The organism is Azotobacter bryophylli (genome assembly GCF_042643485.1).
GTDB classification, from domain to species: Bacteria; Pseudomonadota; Gammaproteobacteria; order Pseudomonadales; family Pseudomonadaceae; genus Azotobacter; species Azotobacter bryophylli.
On record NZ_JBHRSJ010000034.1, the window covers coordinates 314629 to 337567 of the forward strand.

Here is a 22939-nt window from a genome sequence, read left to right on the forward strand (position 1 = left end):
AGATCCGCCGGATGCGCCGCATCGGCCGGATTCATTTCGTCGGCATCGGCGGCGTCGGCATGTGCGGTATCGCCGAGGTGCTGCTCAACCTCGGCTACGAGGTTTCCGGCTCCGATCTGAAGGCATCGCCGGTGACCGCACGCCTGGAACGCTTCGGGGCGAAGATCTTCATCGGCCATCGCGCGGAAAACGTCGCCAGCGCCGACGTGCTGGTGGTCTCCAGCGCGGTCAGCACCGCCAATCCGGAAGTGGCGACCGCCCTCGAGCGTCGCATCCCGGTGGTGCCGCGGGCGGAGATGCTCGCCGAGCTGATGCGTTACCGGCATGGCATCGCGATCGCCGGCACCCACGGCAAGACCACCACCACCAGCCTGATCGCCTCGGTGTTCGCCGCCGCCGGCATGGACCCGACCTTCGTCATCGGCGGCCGCCTGAACGCTGCCGGTACCAACGCCCAGCTCGGCAGCAGCCGCTACCTGATCGCCGAGGCGGACGAGAGCGATGCCAGCTTCCTGCACCTGCAGCCGATGGTGGCGGTGGTCACCAATATCGATGCCGACCACATGGGAACCTACGAAGGCGACTTCAACAGGCTGAAGAAGACCTTCGTCGACTTCCTGCACAACCTACCGTTCTACGGTCTGGCCGTGCTCTGCGTGGACGACCCGGTGGTGCGCGAGATCCTGCCCCAGGTCGGGCGCCCGACCGTGACCTACGGCTTCTCCGAGGACGCCGACGTACGTGCCGTCGACGTGCGCCAAGAGGGCATGCGCACCTATTTCACCGTGCTGCGCCAGGGCCGCGAGCCGCTCGCCGTGTCGGTCAACATGCCCGGCGTGCACAACGTGCTGAACGCCCTGGCGACCATCGCCGTGGCCGGCGACGAAGGCATCGAAGACGAAGACATCGTCCGCGGGCTGGCCGGTTTCGAAGGCGTCGGCCGGCGCTTCCAGGTGTACGGCGAGCTGCCGGTCGAAGGCGGCAGCGTGATGCTGGTGGACGACTACGGCCACCATCCGCGCGAGGTGGCGGCGGTGATCAAGGCGGTGCGCGGCGGCTGGCCGGAACGCCGGCTGGTGATGGTCTACCAGCCGCACCGCTACACCCGTACCCGCGACCTGTACGAGGACTTCGTGCAGGTGCTTTCCGACGCCAGCGTGCTGTTGCTGATGGAAGTCTACCCGGCCGGCGAAGAGCCGATCCCGGGCGCCGACAGCCGCCAGCTGTGCCACAGCATCCGTCAGCGCGGCCAGCTGGACCCGATCTACATCGAGCGCGGCGCGGATGTGGCACCGCTGGTCAAGCCGTTGCTGCGCGCCGGCGACATCCTGCTCTGCCAGGGCGCCGGGGACATCGGCGGCCTGGCTCCACAACTCCTCCAGAGTCCTGTGTTCGGCGGCCAGCCCGAGGTTGACGCCAAGGGAGGCAAAGAATGAGTAACGTCCTGCAATCCACTCTCGCGCCTGAGGCCTTCGGCCGTGTCGCGGTGCTTTTCGGCGGCAAGAGCGCCGAGCGCGAGGTCTCCCTGAAGTCCGGCGCGGCCGTGCTGGAAGCGTTGCAGGCGGCCGGTGTCGACGCCTTCGGCATCGATGTCGGCGACGACTTCCTGCCGCGTCTGGCCGGCGAGCGCATCGATCGCGCCTTCATCGTCCTGCATGGTCGCGGCGGCGAGGACGGCAGCATGCAGGGGCTGCTCGAGTGCGCGGGGATTCCCTATACCGGGAGCGGGATCCTGGCTTCCGCCCTGGCCATGGACAAGCTGCGTACCAAGCAAGTCTGGCAGAGCCTGGGCCTGTCCACGCCCCGCCATGCGGTCCTGGCCAGCGAGGAGGATTGCCGCAATGCCGCCGCTGCGCTGGGCTTCCCGCTGATCGTCAAGCCGGCCCACGAAGGCTCCAGCATCGGCATGGCCAAGGTCGGCAGCGTCGACGAGCTGATCGCTGCCTGGCACGCCGCCAGCAAGTACGACTCCCAGGTTCTCGTCGAGCAATGGATTCACGGCCCCGAGTTCACCGTCGCCATACTGCGCGGTCAGGTGCTGCCGCCGATCGGCCTGGGCACGCCGCACAGCTTCTACGACTACGACGCCAAGTACCTCGCTTCGGATACCCAGTACCGGATTCCCTGTGGCCTCGACGCCGCCAAGGAGCAGGAGCTGAAGGACCTGACCGCGCGGGCCTGCGAGGCGGTGGGCGTGCGCGGCTGGGCGCGTGCCGACGTGATGCAGGATGCCGACGGCCGCTTCTGGTTGCTGGAGGTGAACACCGTTCCGGGGATGACCGACCACAGCCTGGTGCCGATGGCGGCACGGGCGGCTGGACTGGATTTCCAGCAGTTGGTCCTGGCGATCCTCGCCGACAGCGTAGAGCAAAGGAGATAAGCCATGCGCGGCGCCATGCTTCGTCATCAACCCAGCGGTATCGGTCGCAGTCCGCTGCGCAAGCCGGCGCCGCGGGGTGCCAGTCGCATGGTCGCCAAGCAGCCGCTGTCGGTGCGCCTGCAGAAGTTGGACATGGGGGCGCTGTTCAAGCGCCTGGGCTGGCCGCTGCTGCTGGTGGTCCTGGGATTCGGCAGCTATGCGCTAGCGCAGCGGCTGCTGCCCTATGCGGATCGACCGATCAGCCAGGTCAGCGTGGAGGGGCACCTGCGCTACGTCAGCCAGCAGGGCGTGCAGGAGCGCATCGCCCCTTTCATCAAATCCCGTTTCTTCAGTCTCGATCTGGCCGGCATGCGCAGCGAACTGGAGAAGATGCCGTGGATCGCCCATGCCGAAGTGCGGCGCGTATGGCCCGATCAGGTGGTGATCCACCTGGAGGAGCAACTGCCGGTGGCGCGTTGGGGTGACGAGTTCCTGCTGAACAACCAGGGCAAGGCCTTCGCCCCGCCCGAGCTGGCCAATTACGGGCATCTGCCGCAGTTGCACGGTCCGCAATGGGCTCAGGAGCAGGTGATGCAGCAGTACCAGATGCTCAGCCAGTTGCTCAGGCCCCTAGGATTCACCATCGCGCGCCTGGAGTTGCGCGAACGGGGCAGTTGGTACGTTTCCACCGCCCAGGGCATCGAGCTATCGCTCGGGCGTGATCATCTCGTCGAGAAAATGCGACGTTTCGGCACGATCTACGAGAAGACGTTGAAAGAACAGAACGCGAACATCGCGCGCATCGATCTGCGTTACGCCAACGGCCTGGCCGTGGCGTGGCGAGAGCCGATCGCGCCCACGGCGGCCGTAGCGGCTCCCGCCGTGCAGTGAATGAAGGAGCACCAGAGAACATGGCAAGCGCTCAGAGCGGCAAGATGATCGTCGGTCTCGACATCGGAACCTCCAAAGTGGTGGCTCTGGTGGGCGAGGTGCGATCTGACGGCCAACTGGAAATCGTCGGGATCGGCTCCCATCCCTCCAGGGGGTTGAAGAAGGGCGTGGTGGTGAACATCGAGTCCACCGTGCAATCGATCCAGCGGGCGGTGGAGGAGGCTCAGCTGATGGCTGGCTGCCAGATCCACTCCGCCTTCGTCGGCCTGGCCGGCAATCACATTCGTAGTCTGAACTCCCACGGCATCGTGGCCATCCGCGATCGCGAGGTCAGCCAAGCCGACCTCGAGCGCGTCCTCGACGCGGCCCAGGCGGTGGCGATCCCTTCCGATCAGCGGGTCCTGCACACCCTGCCGCAGGATTACGTGATCGACAATCAGGAAGGCGTGCGCGAACCCCTGGGCATGTCCGGCGTGCGCCTCGAAGCCAAGGTGCATGTGGTGACCTGCGCGGTGAATGCCGCACAGAACGTCGAGAAATGCGTGCGCCGCTGCAACCTCGAGGTGGACGACATCATCCTCGAGCAGCTGGCTTCGGCCCATGCGGTGCTCACCGACGACGAGAAGGAGCTGGGCGTGTGCCTGGTCGATATCGGCGGCGGCACCACCGACATCGCCATCTTCACCGAAGGGGCGATCCGCCATACCGCCGTGATCCCGATTGCCGGCGATCAGGTCACCAACGACATCGCCATGGCCCTGCGCACGCCGACCCAGTACGCCGAGGAGATCAAGATCCGCTACGCCTGCGCCCTGGCCAAACTGGCCAGCGCCGGCGAGACCATCAAGGTTCCCAGCGTCGGCGACCGACCGCCTCGCGAGCTTTCCCGCCAGGCTCTGGCGGAAGTGATCGAGCCGCGATACGACGAACTGTTCACCCTGATCCAGGGCGAGCTGCGGCGCAGCGGCTATGAGGACCTGATTCCCGCCGGGGTGGTCCTGACCGGCGGTACGGCGAAGATGGAAGGCGCCGTCGAACTGGCCGAGGAAATCTTCCACATGCCCGTGCGCCTCGGGCTGCCACACCGGGTCAAGGGCATGGAGGACGTCATCAGCAATCCCATCTATTCGACTGGGGTGGGACTGCTGCTCTACGGACTGCAGAAACAGGCTGACGGGACGTCCCTGGCCGGTCCGAATGCTTACAGCGAAGAGACCAAGACACCTGTACTGGAGCGGCTGAAGCGCTGGTTCCAGGGCAATTTCTGACAATGGCGGTAAAAGTAGGCAGCAAGAAAAAAAGGAGAAGGGAAAATGTTCGAGCTAGTAGATAACGTTCCACAAAGTGCGGTCATCAAGGTTATCGGTGTCGGTGGTGGCGGCGGCAATGCCGTGAATCACATGGCTTCCAGCAACATCGAGGGCGTCGAGTTCATCTGTGCCAACACCGATGCCCAGGCGCTCAAGAACATCGCCGCCCGCACCGTGCTGCAGCTCGGCTCCGGTGTCACCAAGGGGCTCGGCGCCGGCGCAAATCCGGAGATCGGCCGCCAGGCAGCCATGGAAGACCGCGATCGCATCGCCGAAGTGCTGCAGGGCACCGACATGGTGTTCATCACCACCGGCATGGGCGGCGGCACCGGTACCGGCGCCGCCCCGGTCATCGCTTCGGTGGCCAAGGAGCTGGGCATCCTCACCGTGGCCGTGGTGACCCGTCCTTTCCCGTTCGAAGGGCGCAAGCGTATGCAGGTGGCCGAGGAGGGCATTCGCGCCCTGGCCGAGCATGTGGATTCGTTGATCACCATTCCGAACGAAAAGCTGCTGACCATCCTCGGCAAGGAAGCCAGTCTGCTCGCTGCATTCGCCAAGGCTGACGACGTGTTGGCCGGCGCCGTGCGCGGCATCTCCGACATCATCAAACGCCCCGGCATGATCAACGTCGACTTCGCCGACGTGAAGACCGTGATGAGCGAAATGGGCATGGCGATGATGGGAACCGGCTCCGCCACCGGCGCCGGGCGGGCCCGCGAGGCGACCGAGGCGGCGATCCGCAACCCGTTGCTGGAAGACGTCCATCTGCAGGGGGCTCGCGGCATCCTGGTGAACATCACCGCTGGTCCGGATCTGTCCCTTGGCGAGTACTCCGACGTGGGCAGCATCATCGAGCAGTTCGCTTCTGACCAGGCCATGGTCAAGGTCGGTACCGTGATCGATCCGGACATGCGCGACGAGCTGCACGTGACCGTGGTTGCCACCGGTCTGGGCGCTCGTATCGAAAAGCCGGTCAAGGTGGTGGACAACACCCTGCAGACCGCTGCCGTGGCTGCTCCGGTTGCTCCCCAGCGTGGCGAACAAGAGGTCAATTACAAGGACTACGAGCGTCCCACCATTCAGCGCCAGAGCTACGCCAGCGGTGCGGCTGCGACCAAGATCAATCCGCAGGACGATTTGGATTATCTGGATATTCCGGCTTTCCTGCGGCGTCAGGCTGATTGATTGGGTGTATCAGGAGTGCTTGGGTGATTGGTGTTCAGCAAATATCGGTTCTGCTATCATTGCCGCCGATTGTTGAAAGCAATTCGCAACTATTAGCGGCCGAACCATGATCAAACAACGCACCCTGAAGAACATTATCCGTGCCACGGGAGTGGGCTTGCATTCAGGGGAGAAGGTCTACCTGACCCTGAAGCCTGCACCTATCGACACAGGGATAGTGTTCCGGCGCATCGACCTCGATCCGGCGGTGGATCTCCCCGCGCGGGCAGAGAACGTCGGTGAAACCACCATGTCGACCACGTTGGTCAACGGTGACGTCAAGGTGGATACAGTGGAGCATTTGTTGTCGGCCATGGCCGGTCTGGGGATCGATAATGCCTACGTCGAACTCTCCGCGTCCGAAGTGCCGATCATGGATGGTAGTGCCGGCCCCTTTGTCTTCCTGATCCAGTCAGCAGGTCTGCAGGAGCAGGAGGCTCACAAGAAATTCATCCGCATCAAGCGTGAGGTGACGGTGGAGGAGGGAGAGAAGCGCGCCACTTTCCTACCTCTGGATGGTTTCAAGGTGAGCTTCGAAATCGATTTCGACCACCCGGTCTTTCGAGGGCGGACGCAGCGGGCGAGCGTGGACTTCTCCAGCACCTCGTTCGTCAAGGAAGTCAGTCGGGCGCGAACCTTCGGGTTCATGCGCGATATCGAATTTCTGCGCTCGAACAACCTGGCACTCGGCGGCAGTATCGAGAACGCCATCGTGGTCGACGAGCATCGTGTGCTGAACGAAGACGGTCTGCGTTACGAGGACGAATTCGTCAAGCACAAGATTCTCGATGCGATCGGTGATCTGTACCTGCTGGGGCATAGCCTGATCGGGGAATTCCAGGGATTCAAATCCGGCCACGCCCTGAACAATCGTCTGTTGCGTACCCTGATGCAGCAAACGGATGCCTGGGAGGTGGTCACCTTCGACGACCCAGCGGCGCTGCCCATTTCCTACATGCGGCCTGCTGCGGCCGTGTAAGCAAGTTTTCCCTTCTTTTTCAGGGCCACCTTCGGGTGGCCTTTTTTATGGCTTTTGTCTGGACTCGGGGCAAGTGACGAATCAGCGAAGCGCGACGGTGCGAGCCCGGCTCAAGACGCCTCGCGTCCGTCCGGTCCCGCATGGCTAGCCAATCGCTCCAGTGCCGCTCTCAGTCTGGGGTCGCTGATCCCTTCGGCGGCGGTCTGGATGCTTTGCCGGGCCGCTGGCGAGAGACCGATCGTGCGATTGGTCGAACGCCTAGGGCCCATGGGCGGCTGAACCTTGATCTGTATCTTGGTCAGGCCCGCGAACTCCTCCAGCGTCTGCAGTTGGCGCTGCAGGCGGCGTTGCTGGTAACGCAGTCGGGTGGCCCAGTGGCCATCGGTGACGATCAGCAGGAGGCAGCCTTCGCGCCAGGCCGCGACATGGCAATGCTCGCGGGCGGCGGGCTGCAACTGGCTCTCGAGAAGATGCTGCAGGTGCGCCAGGTGTTGCGCCTGGTTGAACAGAGCCTTGAGAGGTCTCGCCTCGCGTAACAGCGCGGCGGGTGCACGAGCCGGCAAGGGACGAAAAGTCATGGCAGGATGCTCGATCCGATAGTGCGAAACGATCATGGTAACAGACTCGACGGCGCGAGCCTCCGCGACCGCCGGTGGCGAGGTCTTTTCGATCCGCCAGCGAAGGGGGCTCCTGCGGGAGGTCAATGCCTCGTCGCGCGCGAGACTTTATTCTGGCATGAGCCATGTTCTGGCAGTTTGCCGGTTGATATGCTCGGCGGTCTGTGTCCCCGCACATGCATTAAGTCCGTGTAATCTGGTACAAGACGGGTAGGGCATCGTCATGGTCGGCAAAGCGGTCCGCAGGACCGGAAATTCACGGCACCTCGAGGGCGCCACAGTGCCATCAGCTGAGCCCGGTTACTCATTCTTCGCTACGATGCGGGGAAATGATGCGATTTACCTTGCTCGCAGTGTTTCCGGGTAGAATGATTTTTTGCCCATGCAGCCCGAGCTGCCGGGTCAGCCCAGCGCCGGCCCTCCATTCAAACGTGTGGAAGAACCTGTCGATATGTTTGCGCCTTTGTTGAAGAAACTCTTTGGAAGCAAGAACGAGCGCGAAGTCAAGCGCATGACTCGTGCCGTGCAGGCGGTCAATGCCCTCGAAGAGCAAATGGTGGCGCTGACGGATGAGCAGCTTCGCGCCAAGACCACAGAGTTCAAGACCCGTCTGGGCAAAGGCGAAACCCTCGACCAGTTGTTGCCGGAGGCTTTCGCTGCTGCCCGCGAGGCAGGCAAGCGCGTCATGGGTATGCGCCACTTCGACGTGCAGCTGATCGGTGGCATGACCCTGCACGAGGGCAAGATAGCCGAGATGCGCACCGGTGAGGGTAAGACCTTGGTGGGGACCCTGGCGGTCTATCTGAATGCGCTGGCTGGCAAGGGCGTGCATGTGGTCACCGTGAACGATTACCTGGCCCGCCGCGATGCCAACTGGATGAGGCCGCTCTACGAGTTCCTCGGCCTTTCGGTCGGTATCGTCAGCCCGTTCCAGCCGCCCGAAGAGAAAAGGGCCGCCTACGCCGCCGATATCACCTACGGCACCAACAACGAATTCGGCTTCGACTACCTGCGCGACAACATGGCCTTCAGTCTGGAGGACAAGTTCCAGCGCGAACTCAACTTCGCCGTGATCGACGAAGTCGACTCCATCCTGATCGACGAGGCGCGTACCCCGCTGATCATCTCCGGCCAGGCCGAGGACAGCTCCCAGCTGTACCAGCAGATCAACGCCCTGATTCCCCGGCTCAAGCGGCATATCGAGGAAGAGGAGGGCGTGGTCACCCAGCAGGGGCACTACTCGGTCGACGAGAAGACCCGCCAGGTCGAACTGAACGAGCAGGGACACCAGTTCATCGAGGAGATGCTCACCCAGGCCGGGTTGCTGGCCGAGGGCGAGAGCCTGTATTCCGCCCACAACCTCGGCCTGCTGACTCACGTCTATGCCGGTTTGCGTGCGCATACGCTGTTCCATCGCAACATCGAATACATCGTGCAGAACAATCAGGTGCTGCTGATCGACGAGCACACCGGTCGGACCATGCCGGGACGCCGTCTCTCCGAGGGGCTGCACCAGGCCATCGAGGCCAAGGAGGGGCTGCCGATCCAGGCGGAAAGCCAGACCCTGGCCTCGACCACCTTCCAGAACTACTTCCGCCTTTACCAGAAGCTGTCCGGTATGACCGGTACCGCCGACACCGAGGCGTTCGAGTTCCGCCAGATCTACGGGCTCGACGTGGTGGTTATCCCCACCCATCGGGCGATCGCGCGCAAGGACTTCAACGATCTGGTCTATCTGACCCAGCAGGAGAAGTACGCGGCGATCATCGCCGACGTCAAGGAGTGCCAGGCCCAGAGGCGTCCGGTGCTGGTCGGCACCGCCTCGATCGAGAGCTCCGAGTACGTTTCCCAACTGCTGCAACGTGAAGGCATCTCACACCAGGTGCTCAACGCCAAGTACCACGAGAAGGAAGCCGAAATCATCGCCCAGGCGGGGCGTCCGGGCGCCGTGACCATTGCCACCAACATGGCCGGTCGGGGTACCGATATCCTGCTCGGCGGCAACTGGGAAGTAGAGGTTGCGGCGCTGGAGAATCCGACCGACGAGCAGATCGCCCAGATCAAGGCTGACTGGCAGAAGCGTCATCAGCAGGTGATTGAGGCCGGCGGCCTGCACGTGATCGCCTCCGAACGCCACGAGTCCCGTCGCATCGACAATCAGCTGCGCGGCCGCTCCGGCCGCCAGGGCGACCCGGGCTCCAGCCGTTTCTACCTGTCCCTGGAAGACAACCTGATGCGCATCTTCGCCTCCGATCGGGTGAAGAACTTCATGAAGGCCCTCGGCATGCAGTCCGGCGAGGCCATCGAGCACCGCATGGTGACCAACGCCATCGAGAAGGCGCAGCGCAAGGTCGAGGGCCGCAACTTCGACATGCGCAAGCAGTTGCTGGAGTTCGACGACGTCGCCAACGAGCAGCGCAAGGTGATCTACCACATGCGCAACAATTTGCTCGCGGCGGAGGACATCGGCGATACCATCGCCGAGTTCCGCGAGGAAGTGCTGAAGAGCGCGATCGACCAGCATATCCCGCCGCAATCGCTGCCCGAGCAGTGGGACATCCCCGGCCTGGAGGCCGTTCTGGACGGCGACTTCGGCGTCCAGCTGCCGCTGCAGAAGTGGCTCGACGAGGACGAGAGGCTCCACGAGGAAACCCTGCGCCAGCGCATCCTCGAGGCGATCCTGGCAGCCTACAAGGAGAAGGAGGAGATCGCCGGCGCCGAGGCCCTGCGCGCCTTCGAGAAGCAGATCCTCCTGCGCGTGCTGGACGACCTGTGGAAGGACCACCTGTCGACCATGGATCACCTGCGTCACGGTATCCACCTGCGCGGCTATGCGCAGAAGAACCCCAAGCAGGAATACAAGCGCGAGTCCTTCGAGCTGTTCCAGACCCTGCTGGAGTCGATCAAGCGCGACACCATCCGCGTCCTCTCCCATGTGCAGGTCCGCCGCGAGGACCCGGCCGAGGAGGAGGCACGTCTGCGCCGCGAAGCCGAAGCCCTGGCCGAGCGCATGCAGTTCCAGCATGCCGCTGCTTCGGCCCTGGCCCCGCAGCCTGAGCCTGCCGAGGCGGCCGCCGGGGAGCCCGCTCCTCAGGTGACCATGCGCGCCGAGCAGAAGATCGGCCGCAATGAGCCCTGTCCCTGCGGTTCGGGCAAAAAGTACAAGCACTGCCACGGACAGGTGAACTGATCCGGGGCTGCCCCGGCGGTTGGTGCGATGCGGGCGTCGGACGCTATCCTACGGAGATGATTTCGCTCATCTCCGTTGAGGCCGGACAATCCCAGCGCTCCTGCCGGAAGACCCGAAGTCGGCAGATTGCTTCCAGCGCCGCGACAGGCCAGGCCTTCGCGGCGTTTTTCCACCAGATTCCCCCCACCGTACCGCTGGTACGGTATCCAAACAGAACGCTTGTGAAGGAGCCCCTCATGGCTGTCGGTCTTGGCCCTCTGCCCACTCTGCACCCGGTCCCCGGTTTCGAACTCGGCATCGCTTCCGCCGGCATCAAGCGCCCCGGGCGCAAGGATGTAGTGGTCATGCGCTGCGCCGAGGGCGCCACGGTCGCCGGTGTGTTCACCCTGAACGCCTTCTGCGCTGCACCGGTGATCCTGGCCAAGCAGCGCGTGGCGGGGACAGTGCGCTATCTGCTGACCAACACCGGCAATGCCAACGCCGGTACCGGCGAGCCGGGCCTCACGGCGGCCAAGCGCACCTGTGCTCGCCTGGCCGAGCTGGCCGGGGTCGACGCGGAAGCGGTGCTGCCGTTTTCCACCGGGGTCATCGGCGAGCCGCTGCCGGTGGAGAAGATCGAGGCCGCGCTGCCCGCTGCCCTGGCTGATCTCAAGGCCGACAACTGGGGGGCGGCCGCCGAGGGCATCATGACCACCGACACCCTGCCCAAGGGCTGCAGCCGCCAGTTCCAGTATGAGGGCGTCACCGTCACCGTCACCGGCATCTCCAAGGGTGCCGGCATGATCCGCCCGAACATGGCTACCATGCTCGGCTACATCGCCACCGACGCCAAGGTCGCCCAGAACGTGCTGCAGGATCTGCTGCGCGATGCGGCGAACAAGTCGTTCAACCGCATCACCATCGACGGCGACACCTCCACCAACGACTGCTGCATCCTGGTCGCCACCGGCCGGGCCGAGGTGCCGGAGATCCGCAGCGCCGAGGGAGAGCTGTTCGCCAAGCTGAAACAGGCGGTCTTTGAGGTGAGCATGGATCTGGCCCAGGCCATCGTCCGCGACGGCGAGGGGGCGACCAAGTTCGTCACCGTGCAGGTCAACGGCGGTGCCAGCCATCAGGAATGCCTGGACGTCGGTTACGCCGTGGCCCACTCGCCGCTGATCAAGACCGCGCTGTTCGCTTCCGACCCCAACTGGGGCCGTATCCTCGCCGCCGTCGGTCGTGCCGGAGTCCCGCAGCTGGATGTGAGCCGGATCGATGTGTTCCTCGGCGATGTCTGCATCGCCAAGCAGGGCGGTCGTGCTCCCAGCTACACCGAGGATCAGGGCGCGGCAGTGATGGCCCAGCCGGAGATCGGCATCCGCATCGAGCTGGGACGCGGCGACTGCAGCGAGACCATCTGGACCACCGATTTGTCCCATGAATACGTGAAGATCAATGCCGAATACCGGACCTGATACGAGGTCCTAGGTACGGGCCGCGCAGGTCGGATTCGAGCCTGCCCGGCCTCGCGGTGTCGGCTCGCTCGCTGCTCCCTGATAACGAGGAGATCGCATGTCCCTGACCCTGATCATCGGCAACAAGAACTACTCGTCCTGGTCCATGCGCGCCGCGCTGGTGCTGGAGCTGACCGAGGAGCCCTACGAGGAGCGCAAGATCCCGCTGTTCCGCCCGGAGAGCCGCGCCCGGCTGCTCGCCGAATCACCCAACGGCAAGGTTCCGGTGCTGCTGACCGAGGAGGGGCCGGTCTGGGACTCCATGGCGATCGCCGAATACTTGGCGGAGACCTTCAGCGAGTTCCATCTCTGGCCGCGCGGCGAATATGCCCGGGCCGTGGCCCGCTCGATCTGCGCGGAGATGCACAGCGGTTTCGCCGCGCTGCGTAGCCACCTGCCGATGGATCTCAAGCGCACGCCGAAGACGGTGGCACTGCCCGTTGATGCCCAGGCGGACATCGATCGGATCTGCGTGCTCTGGGCCGACTGCCGCGAACGCTTCGGGCAGGATGGTCCCTTCCTGTTCGGGCACGTCAGCATCGCCGACGCCTTCTATGCACCGGTGGCCGCTCGTCTGCGCGGCTATGCCGTGCCGCTGCCGGCGGAGGCTGCGGCCTATGTGGAAACCATTTACCAGTGGCCGGCCTTCCAGCGTTGGTATCGGGCTGCCCTGGAGGAAACGGGAGAGAAGTGAATGAATCGAGTGCATGTCGCCGCGGCCGTGATCCGCGGCACCGACGGTCGGGTATTGATCGCCAGGCGGCCGGATGACAAGCACCAGGGAGGGCTCTGGGAGTTCCCAGGCGGCAAGGTGGAGGAGGGCGAGTCCGTCGAGACGGCCTTGGCTCGCGAGCTGGAAGAGGAGCTGGGCATCCGGGTGACCGCGTCCCGGCCACTGATCCAGGTCCGCCACGATTATCCCGACAAGCGGGTTCTGCTGGACGTCCGGGAAGTCTCCGCCTTCGAGGGCGAGCCCCACGGCGCCGAAGGCCAGCCGCTTGCCTGGGTTGCGCCCAAACAACTGCCCGATTACGAGTTTCCCTCGGCCAATCTGCCCATCGTCGCGGCGGTACGCCTGCCGGAGCGTTACCTGATCACGCCGGATGGCCTGTCGCCGCAAGACTTGCTGAAGGGCATCAGGGCCGCGCTGGACCGCGGAGCTCGCCTGCTCCAGCTGCGCACCCCTGCGATGTTCGATGCCGAGTACCGGGACATGGCGGTCGACGTGCAGGGGCTCTGCGCCGGAAGGGCGCAACTGATGCTCAAGGGGCCGCTGGAGTGGCTGGGCGATTTCCCCGCCGCCGGCTGGCACCTGACCGCCAAGCAGCTGCGCGAATACGCCGCCCGCGGGCGTCCTTTCCCTGCGACGCGCTGGCTGGCGGCGTCCTGCCACGATGCCGAGGAGTTGGCGTTGGCCATGGAGATGGGCGTGGATTTCGTCACCCTTTCGCCGGTCCAGGCTACCCAGACCCATCCCGAGGCCAAGCCCCTGGGCTGGGAGCAGGCCGGCGAATGGCTAAAGGGCTTCAATCGTCCGGCGTTCCTGCTCGGCGGGCTCGGTCCGCAGGATCTGGAACGGGCCTGGCAGGTGGGCGCTCAGGGCATCGCTGGCATCCGCGGGTTGTGGCCAGCGGAATGAGCCACTAGCGGAGAAGGACTTCAGTCCGCCGTGGCCGCCTGCCAGAGCACCTCGGCGCAACCCTGACGACGGCCGATCAGGCGGGCGGCGACGAACAGCAGGTCGGACAGCCGATTGAGGTAGGCCAGCAGCTCGGGCCGTAGCGGTTCCACGGCATTCAGCTGCTGGCAGCGGCGCTCGGCGGTGCGGGCCAGGCTGCGACAGACATGGGCCTGGGCGATCAGACGCGAACCGCCGGGCAGGATGAAGTCGCGCAGCGGGCCGAGCTCCGCGTTCCAGCGATCGATGGCGCTTTCCAGGCGAGCGATCTCGCCGGCGTCCAAGGCCAGGTAGTCGGGCATCGCCAGCTCGCCGCCGAGATCGAACAGACGATGCTGGCATGGCGCCAGGACTTCGCCGACCTCGGCCAGACCCGGATGGTGGCCCAGTGCCTCGGCCACTTCGGCCAGCAGCAGGCCGAGCTGGCTATTCAGGGTGTCCACCTCGCCCATCGCCTCCACCCGGGGATGGTCCTTGGGCACCCGGCGTCCGTCGGCCAGGCCGGTCTCGCCGGCATCCCCGGTACGGGTGTAGATCTTCGACAGTCGATTGCCCATGCTTGTGTTCCAGGTGGCTAGAGCTCGGCGCCTTCCGGCGTTTCGGCCAATTGCAGACGTAGGGTGAAGCTGCTGCCCTGGCCGGGCTTGGATTGTACTTCCATCTGCCCCTTGTGATTGTTGGTGATGATGAAATAGGACACCGACAGGCCGAGCCCCGTGCCCTGGCCGACTTCCTTGGTGGTGAAGAAGGGCTCGAAGATGCGCTTGCGCACCGGCTCGGGGATGCCGACGCCATTGTCCTCGACCACGATTTCCGCCCATGGCGGATTGCGCCGGGTGCGCAGGGTGATGCAGCCGGGCGTGCCGTCCTGACGCTGGTGGATGGACTGCGCGGCGTTCTTCAGCAGGTTGAACAGCACCTGCTCCAGCTCGTTGGCGATGGCCTGCGCCGGTCCGAGGTGCGGGTCGAAGTCGCGCTGGATGGTCAGGCTCTTGAAGTCGAAGCTCTCGGTCAGGGCGAAGTCGTTGCTAGCAATCTCCAACGCCTGATCGATCACCGGGGGGAGCAGGGTGGGTACCAGTTGCCGGTCGCTGCGCCGGCTGAAACTGAGCATGTGGCTGACGATCTTCGCCGCGCGGGTGCCGGCCTGCTGGATGCCGTCCAGCAGTTGCGGCACCTCGCGCTTGGCCAGGTAGTCGCGCACCGCCTCCAGGGAGACGCCGCTTTCCTCGGCCTGCTCCTGGTTCTTCGCCAGTTCCGGGGACAGGCGCCGGCGGATGTTCTGCACGTTGTGCAGGATCGCCCCCAGCGGATTGTTGATCTCGTGGGCCATGCCGGCGGCGAGGCCGCCCACCGAAAGCATCTTCTCCGACTGCACCATCAGCTCCTCCATGGACAGCCGCTGGGTGATGTCGTCGATGCGGATCACCACCCCTCGGCCACTGCCGCCCATCAGTGGGTAGAAGGTCAGGGCGTAGTGACGGGGCTCGTCGTCCTTGGGCCAGGTGACCCGTTCGATCTTCTCCACCGTATGCCGCTCGGCGGTGCGCCTGAGCTGTTCGATGAACGGCTTGAGCGGCGGGAAGGCGAGGAAGACCGGCTGGTTCAGGGCCTCCTGCAACGGCGTGCCGGACAGGGCGCTGGCTTCCTGATTCCACTGGGTGACGTAGAGCTGATCGTCGAGGGCGATCAGCGCCGAAGGCATGGAATCGATGATGCTGTTGAGATAGTTCTGGAAGCCGGTGAGCTTCTTCTCGATCTTGCCGCGCACCTGGACTTCCAGCTCCAGCTTGCGGTTGGAGTGGCGGGTCTGCTCGGCCAGGCTCTGGGCCTGCTCGGAGGCGGCCTGGGCTTCGTCGCGGGCGCGCTTGAGCTGCCGCTCGCGGGCCTCGATCCTAGACAGCATGGTGTTGAAGGCGTCGGCCAGGCTGCCGATCTCGTCCTGGTTGCCGGGCGCGGCGCGTAGGGCGTAGTTCTCCTCGTGGGTGACCTGGCGCGAGAGCTCCTCCAGCTTGCGGATCGGTCGGGTGATCAGGCGGCGGATCTGCCGGGCCACCAGCATCCAGAGCAGCACGCTGAAGGCGAGGATCAGCAGGCTGGCGCTGAGGGTGCCGGTATAGAAGGCGCCCGGCAGCTCGCTGGAGGCAACCAGCAGCAGACGGCCCGGAGGATGGCCCGGATTCGGTAGTTCGATCACCTGGTTGGCGCGAAATTCGAGCATGCGCCAGCTCTCCAGCGCGCTGGCGTGCTCCGGCAGCGCCAGGGGCGAGCCCCGCTGCAACTGGGCGAGGAGCTGGCCGTCGCTGCCGTACAGCGCGGCGGCGCGCAACGGCGTGTAGCTCTCCAGACGCTCGAGGACCTGCTTGGCCGCCTCCGGCGAGCCGAGTGCCTGTTCGCTGAGCGGTGGAATGGAGATCAGCTGGCCGAGGGTATCCAGGGCCTGGGGCGTCATACTCTGCTGGGAGATCCAGTAGGCCGCACTGATGAAGGCCAGATTGGCCAGCAGCAGAACGGTGGCGAGCAGTACCAACAAGGCTGCCAGGAGCTTTTGCCCGACCGGCAGGTTTTCCAGGCGCTGACGAAGCATGGCCATTTCACGGCTGACGGAAGAAGGGGCAGAGTAACGCGGGCCTCAGTCGACGGGCAATCCGCGCGCGGCCAGATGCTTCTGCAGGCGTAAATGCAGGCTCTGCAGCCGGGGGAGCGGCAGCGACAGGCGCTCCGCCTCGCGGCAGGCGTGGTCGAGCAGGTAGGCGATCTCGCTGCGCCGCCCGTGGGCCACGTCCTGATGCATCGACGAATAGTTGGCCGCGGTCGCCCGGATCACTCGTTCGACGTCTTCCCGCAGGCCCTCGGCGGCGGTCGGCTGATCGCAGCGGCGCAGCAGTTCGCGCAGCTCGTTGCAGAGGCCGGCGACCTCCTCCTCGTGCTCCAGCAGCCCGCCGTTGCGGCAGTCGTGCAGGACGGTGAGCGGGTTGATTGCGCAGTTCAGCGCCAGCTTGCGCCACAGTCGGGTCTGGATGTCCGCACTCCAGCTGTGCGGGATGCCGGCCCGCTCCAGCTCGGCCAGCCAGGCGGGCGGCGCTCCCGCATCGCCCAGCCAGGTGTGGCCCAGGCCGGCGAACACCACGTGGAAGTCGCCGTCGCGGAAGGCGCCCTCGGTGGTCGAGGCGAAAATGCAGCGGCATTCCGGCAGCGCAGCGGCCACCGCATCTTGGCTGCCCAGTCCGTTCTGCAGCAGGAGCAGTTCGGTGCCCGGCGCGAGGCGCGGCGCCAGCCGCTCGATTGCCGGCAGGGCATCGTAGGCCTTGCAGGCCAGCAGCAGACGGCGGATGGGCGTGCCGGCATCGAGGGCTTCGCCCTCGATCGGATACAGCTGCGTCTCGTCCCCGTATGTCAGGCGCAAGCCGCCGGCGGCCCGATAAGCCTCCAGCCGTTCCGGGCTGCGCAGAATCAGCCGCAGCGGCAGGCCTGCCCGGGCCAGGCGCGCGGCCCATAGGCTGCCCAGGCTGCCGGCGCCGAGGACGTGCCAGACGGTCTTCGAGGCTTGGTCGGCTGGAGGGGGAAACGGAAGGCGATCGTCTGCTGGCATGGGAGGGCTGGCTCGTGGGCGGCGGGCTTGGAGGATGGCAGGCAGGCGATGGCATAGTGCACCCTCGCAAGCCGGCAGGGAGGTCCGGCGAATCGTTATAATGAGCGGGTATCTCAACCGTCAAGGCGCGCCCATCCGGGCGGCCATCTACTGGAGGAACTCCATGCCCTCGTTCGACGTGGTGTCCGAACTGGACAAACACGAAGTCACCAATGCCGTCGACAATGCGATCAAAGATCTGGATCGACGCTATGACTTGCGCGGCAAAGGCAGCTTCGAGCTGAAGGACAAGACCGTCACCCTGACCGCCGAAGCCGACTTCATGCTTGAGCAGATGATCGAAATCCTCAAGCTGGCGCTGGTCAAGCGCAAGATCGACATCCAGTGCCTGGAGTTCAAGGACTCCTATGCTTCCGGCAAGGTGGTCAAGCAGGAAGTGACCCTGCGCGAGGGCATCGACAAGGAGCTGGCGAAGAAGATCGTCGCGCTGATCAAGGATGCCAAACTCAAGGTCCAGGCGGCGATCCAGGGCGAGCAGGTGCGCGTCACCGGCAAGAAGCGCGACGACCTGCAGGAGGCCATCGCCCTGCTGCGCAGCCAGGAGCTGGGCATGCCGCTGCAGTTCAACAACTTCCGCGACTGAGGGGCATCCGCCGTGGCGGCGAACCATCACGGCGGGTCAGTCGGAAACGGCGGGAGCCTCGTCCGGCGTGGCCGGAGCCGCCGACAGGGGCGGCAAGCGCCACTGCCAGAGGATCAGCAGCAGGGTCGGTACGCCGAGGATGGCGGTGACCAGGAAGAACTCGGCATAGCCGAGCTGCTCCACCAGTACGCCGGAATAGCCGCCGATGAGCCTCGGCAGCAGCAGCATGATCGAGCTGAGCAGGGCGTACTGGGTGGCGGAGAATTTCAGGCTGGTCAGGCTCGACAGGTAGGCGACGAAGGCCGAGGTGGCCAGGCCGGAGCTGAAGTTGTCGCAGGAGATGGTCAGCACCAGCATCTCCAGATTGGTACCCATGCCGGCGAGCAGGAGGAACAGGACGTTGGTGGCGGCGGAAGCCAGACCGCCGACGAAGAGAATCGGCAGGATGCCGAAGCGGACGATCAGCAGGCCGCCGAAACCGGCACCGAGCAGGGTCATGATCAGGCCGAACAGCTTGCTCACGCTGGCGATCTGATCCTTGGTGAAGCCCTGATCGATATAGAACACATTGGCCATCACGCCGAGCACGGTATCCGACAGCCGATAGGTGGCGATCAGTCCGAGCAGCAGCAGGGCCTGCCAGCGGTAGCGGACGATGAAGTCGCTGATCGGCGTCAGTACCGGCGCCAGGCTGCGTCGGCCCATGGCCGAGAGGCAGAGCGAGGCGAGCGTGAAATAAAGGATGAAGCGCAGGAAGGCGCGGTCTTCTCGGATCAGCTCCAAGAGCCCGATCCGGCCCTGGAACAGGAGCAGGGCGTCGCTGTGGTAGAGCTGGGTGAAGGTGGCCGGGACCGATACCAGCAGCGCGATCAGCACCAGGATCGACAGCAACTGGTGAGAGAACCTGAAGCGCGCCGCCTCCTGCTGGGTCTGCACGGGCACCGCCGGCTCGCGGGTCAGCAGGCTGGTGATCAGGCCGGGCAACATCAGCAGGGCGAACACCATGTAGGTGGCGCTCCAGGCGGAGGGCTTGTACAGCTGGCCGGTGGAACCGAACCACTCGGCGAAATACAGCGCTCCGGCCGTCGCCAGCAGGGCGGCTACCCGGTAGCCCGCCATGTAGCTGGCGGCCAGGGCGGCCTGGCGGTTGTCCTCGACGATCTCCAGGCGATAGGCATCCACGGCGATGTCCTGGGTGGCCGAAGCGATGGCCACCAGCACGGCCAGGGCGATCAGCCAGGCCAGGTTCCGCTGCGGATCGCACAGGGCCATCCCGACCAGACCGATGGCCACCAGCGTCTGCGACAGCACCAGCCAGGAACGCCGGCGGCCGAGGCCGCCGAGCAGCGGCAGGCGCCATTGGTCGAGCATGGGCGCCCAGACCCACTTGAAGGCGTAGGCCAGGCCGATCAGGCTGGCGAAACCGATGGTATCGCGGGCGATTCCCGCTTCGCGGAGCCAGACGGAGAGGGTGGAGAACACCAGCATGTAGGGCAGGCCGGCGACAAAGCCAAGCACCAGCAGGGCCAGAGTGGCCGGGCTGGCATAGGCGGCGATGGCATCGCGCCAGGTTTTATGGGACATGAGACTCGGTGGTTGCATGCAAAGATCGCACTCTACCCGCTGGGCTCCATGGGGCGCCAGCCGTGGCGACGGATATCCACGCGATTGCCTTCGACGAGCAGCCCTTCGGCGCGCAGGCGGGCGCGCTGTTCGTCCCCTGCCGGCGTGCCGGCCGGCAGACTGAGCCGGCCGCCGGTACCCACGACGCGATGCCAGGGAAGGCGCGTGCCATCCGGCAACTGTGCCAGGGTGCTGCCCACCCAGCGGGCGGCACGGCCGAGTCCGGCCAGGTCGGCCAGCTGTCCGTAGCTGACGACCTTGCCCGCAGGCACTTGGGCCAGGGCCAGGTACAGGGCTTCGCGGCGGCCCGCGGCGGTGGTCGCGGGGAACCCGGGAGGGCTGTCTTGGGGATCGCTCATGGAGTGTTCGGGCTCGCCGCGGACTGGCGGTCAGGACGGATTGGCCTGTCAGGATAACGGGACTGCGCGGCAGGACAAGGGCAGGTGGTCGGCAAGCCGGCGCCTGCCTTTCCCGGAAGAAGAGGAGCGCTGTCCTCGGATCGGCGAAACCCGGCTCGGACCGGGCTTCGGGAAAGGTGGGGAACACCCGCCGGATGGACTCCGGGCAAGGCCCGGAGCCCCGGCGCATCACATGCGCAGCCCGCCGTCCAGCTCCAGCACGCGACCGGTGAAGTAGTCGTTCTCGAAGATGAAGGCCGCGCCGTGGGCGATCTCCGCCGGTTTGCCCATGCGCCTCAAGGGAATGCCGGCAGTCATCTTCTCCAGGGCCTCGGGCTTCATGCTGGCGGTCATTTCGGTCTCGATGAAGCCGGGAGCGATGGCGCCGACGCGGATGCCGTAGCGGGCCAGCTCCTTCGCCCAGACCACGGTGTCGGCAGCCACGCCGGCCTTGGCCGCGGTGTAGTTGGCCTGGCCCATGTTGCCGGCCCGGGAGATGGAGGAGATGTTGACGATCGCGCCCTTGTTGTCCAGCTCGATCATCTTCGCCGCCACCTCGCGGGTGCAGAGGAACACGCCGGTCAGGTTGACGTCGATCACCGCCTGCCACTGGGCCAGGGTCAGCTTGCTCAGCTCGCCGTCCTTGATCTTGATGGTCAGACCGTCGCGCAGGATGCCGGCGTTGTTCACCAGACCGTTGATGGCGCCGAAGTCCTCGGCCACCTGGGCGACCATCTGGATCACCTGCTGCTCGTCGGCCACGTTGCACAGGTAGGAACGGGCGTCGCCTCCAGCGGCCTTGCAGGCGCCGACGGCTTCGTCGAGCTTCTCGCGGTTGAGGTCGACCAGGGCCAGCTTGGCACCCTTCGACGCCAGATGTTCGGCCATGGCCCGGCCAAGACCCTGACAGCCGCCAGTGATGATGATGACCTTGTCGTTCAGTTGCATCTTCTATCCCCCTGGGGATGGATCACTGTTGCCCCGCTGGTGCCGCGAATCGTTATGCTGGACACCTTGTCCGTTGCGACGGATCTTTCAAACGAGGAGTCGTAAGGTGAGCGTGAATGATTTGAAGCATGCCCGACAATTATTGCTCAAGGAGTACCGTGGTGCTCTGTCAACCCTGTCCCAGAGCCATTCGGGCTTCCCTTTCGGATCAGCGGTGCCCTATTGCCTGGATGCCTCGGGGCTTCCGTTGCTGCTGATCAGCCGGATCGCCCAGCACACTCGCAACCTGCAGGCCGACGGCCGCTGCTCGCTGCTGGTCGGCGAGCGCGGGGCGGAAGACGTGCAGGCGGCAGGCCGGCTGACCCTCCTCGCCCATGCCGAACGTCTGGCCGACGAGGCCGCGATCGAGGCCGCCGCCGCTCGCTACTACCGTTATTTTCCCGCCGCGCGCGACTATCACCGCGCCCACGACTTCGATTTCTGGGTGCTCAGGCCGGAACGCTGGCGCTTCATCGGCGGGTTCGGCGCCATCCACTGGCTGCAGGGCGTCGAGCTGGCCAATCCCTTCGCCGGGGAGGTCGAGACGGGCATGATCGAGCACATGAACCGGGATCACGCCGATGCCATCGCCCACTACGTCGAGCTGACCGGCTTGCCGAGCGACGAACCGGCGGAAATGGTCGGCATCGACAGCGAAGGTTTCCACCTGCGCATCGGGCGCGCGGTGCACTGGCTGCCGTTCTCCACAACTTGTAACACTCCGCTCGCGGTGCGCCAGGCCTTGGTGGAGCTGGCCCGGGCACCATCCTGGCCGACCGCTGGGGAAATCCAGGGTTGATTTCGGCGGGGACCGGCATCACTTAATAGAGAGTCGGAAGACGGTCTTCCCCAGGAAACCACCATAGATGCGCGCTTTCTTTCTGCTGTTCTTGCTGTTTCCCCTGCTCGAGCTGGCCGTGATGATCAAGGTCGGCAGTGCGATCGGCGTGCTGCCGACCCTGCTGCTGATCGTCCTCGACGTCATGCTCGGCAGCCTGATCCTGCGCCTGGCCGGCGTGGCCACTCTCTGGCGGGCCCGCGAGCGTTTGGTTCGCGGCGAATTGCCGGAGTTGGAAATGCTCGACGGGATGCTCATCGCCATCGGCGGCGCCCTGCTGTTGCTGCCGGGCTTCATCAGCGACGCGATCGGACTGGTCTGTCTGCTGCCCTTCACCCGCCATCTGCTGCTCGGCGATCTGCGTCGGCGCGCCGAGGAGCAGGCACGGCGCCAGCAGGCGTTTTTCGACGAACTGGCCGCCCGCACCGGCCAGCCACGACCGGACGGCGCCTCCCGGCCCAACGTCATCGAAGGCGAATACGAGCGCCGCGACGACTGAGCCGGCCCGCCGGCCTTCGATCGCGCCCGGCGTGACGGGCGAACGACGCCGGACGATGGTCCGGCTTTTTTCGTCCATTCCCCCCCTTGGCTCGATGCCGGCGGGCGGAAATTTTTCGTAGGCACCCTTGAAATGCCCTTGGGAGCCCACATGTAGCGGTCACCGCAAGGTTCCTGTCAGGCGACAGGGCAGTACTTCTGCGGTTCGCCCCGCGGGCCGCGGCCGGCACTCAGCCGGTTTTTGCTAACAGGCCGATCAGAGCATCGGTTGCAGACAACATTGAACTAGGAGAGATCGACAATGAAGCTTCGTCCTCTGCATGACCGCGTCGTCATTCGTCGCAGCGAAGAAGAAACCAAGACCGCTGGCGGCATCGTTCTGCCGGGTTCCGCTGCAGAGAAGCCGAATCAAGGCGAAGTCGTCGCTGTCGGCACCGGTCGCGTGCTGGACAACGGCGAAGTCCGTCCGCTGGCCGTCAAGGTCGGTGACAAGGTGGTGTTCGGCCCCTATTCCGGCAGCAATACCGTCAAGGTCGACGGCGAAGACCTGCTGGTGATGGGCGAGAGCGAAATCCTCGCTGTCATCGAAGCCTGATTTTCACGAATCTCCATAAATTCA

At 65.2% G+C, this 22939-nt stretch carries 21 protein-coding genes; 14 read left to right on the forward strand and 7 right to left on the reverse strand.

Translation table 11 applies throughout. The features are described 5' to 3' along the window. Window positions 1-11: 11 nt before the first annotated feature. The 6 genes from murC (at window position 12) to lpxC (ending at window position 6763) form a co-directional block, all read left to right on the forward strand. Window positions 12-1436 carry a UDP-N-acetylmuramate--L-alanine ligase gene (gene murC, locus ACFOJE_RS17510; RefSeq protein WP_377816334.1) on the forward strand — a complete coding sequence of 475 codons (1425 nt, stop codon included), beginning with the start codon at window positions 12-14 and terminating at the stop codon, window positions 1434-1436. After that, the gene (locus tag ACFOJE_RS17515; RefSeq protein ID WP_377815946.1) at window positions 1433-2380 is read left to right on the forward strand and encodes a D-alanine--D-alanine ligase; all 948 of its coding nucleotides are present in this window, start codon (window positions 1433-1435) and stop codon (window positions 2378-2380) included. Before murC ends, ACFOJE_RS17515 begins: the two co-directional genes overlap by 4 nt. 3 nt (window positions 2381-2383) lie before the next feature. Next, on the forward strand, window positions 2384-3250 hold the full coding sequence (locus ACFOJE_RS17520; protein ID WP_377815948.1) for a cell division protein FtsQ/DivIB: 867 nt from the start codon (window positions 2384-2386) through the stop codon (window positions 3248-3250). 20 nt (window positions 3251-3270) lie between these two features. Beyond that, window positions 3271-4518, forward strand: a complete 1248-nt coding sequence (gene ftsA, locus ACFOJE_RS17525; RefSeq protein WP_377815950.1) for a cell division protein FtsA — start codon at window positions 3271-3273, stop codon at window positions 4516-4518. A 45-nt stretch (window positions 4519-4563) separates the two neighbouring features. Further along, window positions 4564-5745: a cell division protein FtsZ gene (gene ftsZ / locus ACFOJE_RS17530; protein ID WP_377815952.1), complete on the forward strand. Its 1182-nt coding sequence runs from the start codon at window positions 4564-4566 to the stop codon at window positions 5743-5745. 106 nt (window positions 5746-5851) lie between these two features. Further along, complete coding sequence (lpxC, locus tag ACFOJE_RS17535; protein WP_377815954.1) at window positions 5852-6763, forward strand: UDP-3-O-acyl-N-acetylglucosamine deacetylase; 912 nt, start codon at window positions 5852-5854, stop codon at window positions 6761-6763. 110 nt (window positions 6764-6873) lie between these two features. Here lpxC and ACFOJE_RS17540 read toward each other — a convergent pair whose 3' ends face one another. Beyond that, on the reverse strand, window positions 6874-7341 hold the full coding sequence (locus ACFOJE_RS17540) for a DciA family protein (RefSeq protein WP_377815956.1): 468 nt from the start codon (window positions 7339-7341) through the stop codon (window positions 6874-6876). Between the two features lie 490 nt (window positions 7342-7831). Here ACFOJE_RS17540 and secA point away from each other — a divergent pair, with 490 nt between their 5' ends. From secA to ACFOJE_RS17560, 4 genes are all read left to right on the forward strand, one after another. Beyond that, a complete protein-coding gene (gene secA / locus ACFOJE_RS17545) occupies window positions 7832-10570 on the forward strand; it encodes a preprotein translocase subunit SecA (protein WP_377815958.1) in 2739 nt (912 codons plus the stop codon). Between the two features lie 236 nt (window positions 10571-10806). Next, the gene (argJ, locus tag ACFOJE_RS17550; protein ID WP_377815959.1) at window positions 10807-12024 is read left to right on the forward strand and encodes a bifunctional glutamate N-acetyltransferase/amino-acid acetyltransferase ArgJ; all 1218 of its coding nucleotides are present in this window, start codon (window positions 10807-10809) and stop codon (window positions 12022-12024) included. A 97-nt stretch (window positions 12025-12121) separates the two neighbouring features. After that, entirely contained in the window at window positions 12122-12757 is a 636-nt protein-coding gene (locus ACFOJE_RS17555; RefSeq protein ID WP_377815961.1) for a glutathione S-transferase family protein, read from the forward strand. Continuing rightward, a complete protein-coding gene (locus ACFOJE_RS17560; protein WP_377815963.1) occupies window positions 12758-13702 on the forward strand; it encodes a Nudix family hydrolase in 945 nt (314 codons plus the stop codon). A gap of 20 nt (window positions 13703-13722) precedes the next feature. Here ACFOJE_RS17560 and ACFOJE_RS17565 read toward each other — a convergent pair whose 3' ends face one another. Genes ACFOJE_RS17565 through ACFOJE_RS17575 form a run of 3 tightly spaced genes read right to left on the reverse strand, consistent with a single transcriptional unit; the run spans window position 13723 to window position 17333 of the window. After that, a complete protein-coding gene (locus ACFOJE_RS17565; RefSeq protein WP_377815965.1) occupies window positions 13723-14298 on the reverse strand; it encodes a cob(I)yrinic acid a,c-diamide adenosyltransferase in 576 nt (191 codons plus the stop codon). A gap of 17 nt (window positions 14299-14315) precedes the next feature. Beyond that, on the reverse strand, window positions 14316-16334 hold the full coding sequence (locus ACFOJE_RS17570; protein WP_377815967.1) for a sensor histidine kinase: 2019 nt from the start codon (window positions 16332-16334) through the stop codon (window positions 14316-14318). 39 nt (window positions 16335-16373) lie between these two features. Further along, window positions 16374-17333 carry a putative 2-dehydropantoate 2-reductase gene (locus ACFOJE_RS17575; RefSeq protein WP_377815969.1) on the reverse strand — a complete coding sequence of 320 codons (960 nt, stop codon included), beginning with the start codon at window positions 17331-17333 and terminating at the stop codon, window positions 16374-16376. Between the two features lie 163 nt (window positions 17334-17496). Here ACFOJE_RS17575 and ACFOJE_RS17580 point away from each other — a divergent pair, with 163 nt between their 5' ends. Next, window positions 17497-17976 carry a YajQ family cyclic di-GMP-binding protein gene (locus ACFOJE_RS17580; protein ID WP_377815971.1) on the forward strand — a complete coding sequence of 160 codons (480 nt, stop codon included), beginning with the start codon at window positions 17497-17499 and terminating at the stop codon, window positions 17974-17976. Window positions 17977-18012: 36 nt separating this feature from the next. Here the strand turns inward: ACFOJE_RS17580 and ACFOJE_RS17585 are convergent, their stop codons facing one another. The 3 genes from ACFOJE_RS17585 to ACFOJE_RS17595 all read right to left on the reverse strand — a co-directional run bounded on the left by ACFOJE_RS17585 (window position 18013) and on the right by ACFOJE_RS17595 (window position 20945). Then, window positions 18013-19560, reverse strand: coding sequence for an AmpG family muropeptide MFS transporter (locus tag ACFOJE_RS17585; RefSeq protein ID WP_377815973.1), 1548 nt, complete (start codon window positions 19558-19560; stop codon window positions 18013-18015). A gap of 32 nt (window positions 19561-19592) precedes the next feature. Then, window positions 19593-19958 (reverse strand): MGMT family protein, encoded by a 366-nt coding sequence (locus ACFOJE_RS17590; RefSeq protein WP_377815975.1) that lies wholly within the window; start codon window positions 19956-19958, stop codon window positions 19593-19595. 228 nt (window positions 19959-20186) lie between these two features. After that, entirely contained in the window at window positions 20187-20945 is a 759-nt protein-coding gene (locus tag ACFOJE_RS17595) for an SDR family oxidoreductase (RefSeq protein ID WP_377815977.1), read from the reverse strand. Window positions 20946-21051: 106 nt separating this feature from the next. Between ACFOJE_RS17595 and ACFOJE_RS17600 the strand changes: the two genes are divergently transcribed. The 3 genes from ACFOJE_RS17600 (at window position 21052) to ACFOJE_RS17610 (ending at window position 22915) form a co-directional block, all read left to right on the forward strand. After that, window positions 21052-21783 carry a HugZ family pyridoxamine 5'-phosphate oxidase gene (locus tag ACFOJE_RS17600; protein ID WP_377815979.1) on the forward strand — a complete coding sequence of 244 codons (732 nt, stop codon included), beginning with the start codon at window positions 21052-21054 and terminating at the stop codon, window positions 21781-21783. A gap of 67 nt (window positions 21784-21850) precedes the next feature. Beyond that, on the forward strand, window positions 21851-22321 hold the full coding sequence (locus tag ACFOJE_RS17605; protein ID WP_377815981.1) for an FxsA family protein: 471 nt from the start codon (window positions 21851-21853) through the stop codon (window positions 22319-22321). Between the two features lie 300 nt (window positions 22322-22621). Next, a complete protein-coding gene (locus ACFOJE_RS17610; protein WP_377815983.1) occupies window positions 22622-22915 on the forward strand; it encodes a co-chaperone GroES in 294 nt (97 codons plus the stop codon). Window positions 22916-22939: the final 24 nt, after the last annotated feature.

Bases quoted from the DNA above. Each gene is read 5' to 3' on its own strand.
- murC (WP_377816334.1), top strand. From the start codon at position 12: ATGCGCCGCATCGGCCGGATTCATTTCGTCGGCATCGGCGGCGTCGGC.
- ACFOJE_RS17515 (WP_377815946.1), top strand. From the start codon at position 1,433: ATGAGTAACGTCCTGCAATCCACTCTCGCGCCTGAGGCCTTCGGCCGT.
- ACFOJE_RS17520 (WP_377815948.1), top strand. From the start codon at position 2,384: ATGCGCGGCGCCATGCTTCGTCATCAACCCAGCGGTATCGGTCGCAGT.
- ftsA (WP_377815950.1), top strand. From the start codon at position 3,271: ATGGCAAGCGCTCAGAGCGGCAAGATGATCGTCGGTCTCGACATCGGA.
- ftsZ (WP_377815952.1), top strand. From the start codon at position 4,564: ATGTTCGAGCTAGTAGATAACGTTCCACAAAGTGCGGTCATCAAGGTT.
- lpxC (WP_377815954.1), top strand. From the start codon at position 5,852: ATGATCAAACAACGCACCCTGAAGAACATTATCCGTGCCACGGGAGTG.
- ACFOJE_RS17540 (WP_377815956.1), bottom strand. From the start codon at position 7,341: ATGACTTTTCGTCCCTTGCCGGCTCGTGCACCCGCCGCGCTGTTACGC.
- secA (WP_377815958.1), top strand. From the start codon at position 7,832: ATGTTTGCGCCTTTGTTGAAGAAACTCTTTGGAAGCAAGAACGAGCGC.
- argJ (WP_377815959.1), top strand. From the start codon at position 10,807: ATGGCTGTCGGTCTTGGCCCTCTGCCCACTCTGCACCCGGTCCCCGGT.
- ACFOJE_RS17555 (WP_377815961.1), top strand. From the start codon at position 12,122: ATGTCCCTGACCCTGATCATCGGCAACAAGAACTACTCGTCCTGGTCC.
- ACFOJE_RS17560 (WP_377815963.1), top strand. From the start codon at position 12,758: ATGAATCGAGTGCATGTCGCCGCGGCCGTGATCCGCGGCACCGACGGT.
- ACFOJE_RS17565 (WP_377815965.1), bottom strand. From the start codon at position 14,298: ATGGGCAATCGACTGTCGAAGATCTACACCCGTACCGGGGATGCCGGC.
- ACFOJE_RS17570 (WP_377815967.1), bottom strand. From the start codon at position 16,334: ATGGCCATGCTTCGTCAGCGCCTGGAAAACCTGCCGGTCGGGCAAAAG.
- ACFOJE_RS17575 (WP_377815969.1), bottom strand. From the start codon at position 17,333: ATGCCAGCAGACGATCGCCTTCCGTTTCCCCCTCCAGCCGACCAAGCC.
- ACFOJE_RS17580 (WP_377815971.1), top strand. From the start codon at position 17,497: ATGCCCTCGTTCGACGTGGTGTCCGAACTGGACAAACACGAAGTCACC.
- ACFOJE_RS17585 (WP_377815973.1), bottom strand. From the start codon at position 19,560: ATGTCCCATAAAACCTGGCGCGATGCCATCGCCGCCTATGCCAGCCCG.
- ACFOJE_RS17590 (WP_377815975.1), bottom strand. From the start codon at position 19,958: ATGAGCGATCCCCAAGACAGCCCTCCCGGGTTCCCCGCGACCACCGCC.
- ACFOJE_RS17595 (WP_377815977.1), bottom strand. From the start codon at position 20,945: ATGCAACTGAACGACAAGGTCATCATCATCACTGGCGGCTGTCAGGGT.
- ACFOJE_RS17605 (WP_377815981.1), top strand. From the start codon at position 21,851: ATGCGCGCTTTCTTTCTGCTGTTCTTGCTGTTTCCCCTGCTCGAGCTG.
- ACFOJE_RS17610 (WP_377815983.1), top strand. From the start codon at position 22,622: ATGAAGCTTCGTCCTCTGCATGACCGCGTCGTCATTCGTCGCAGCGAA.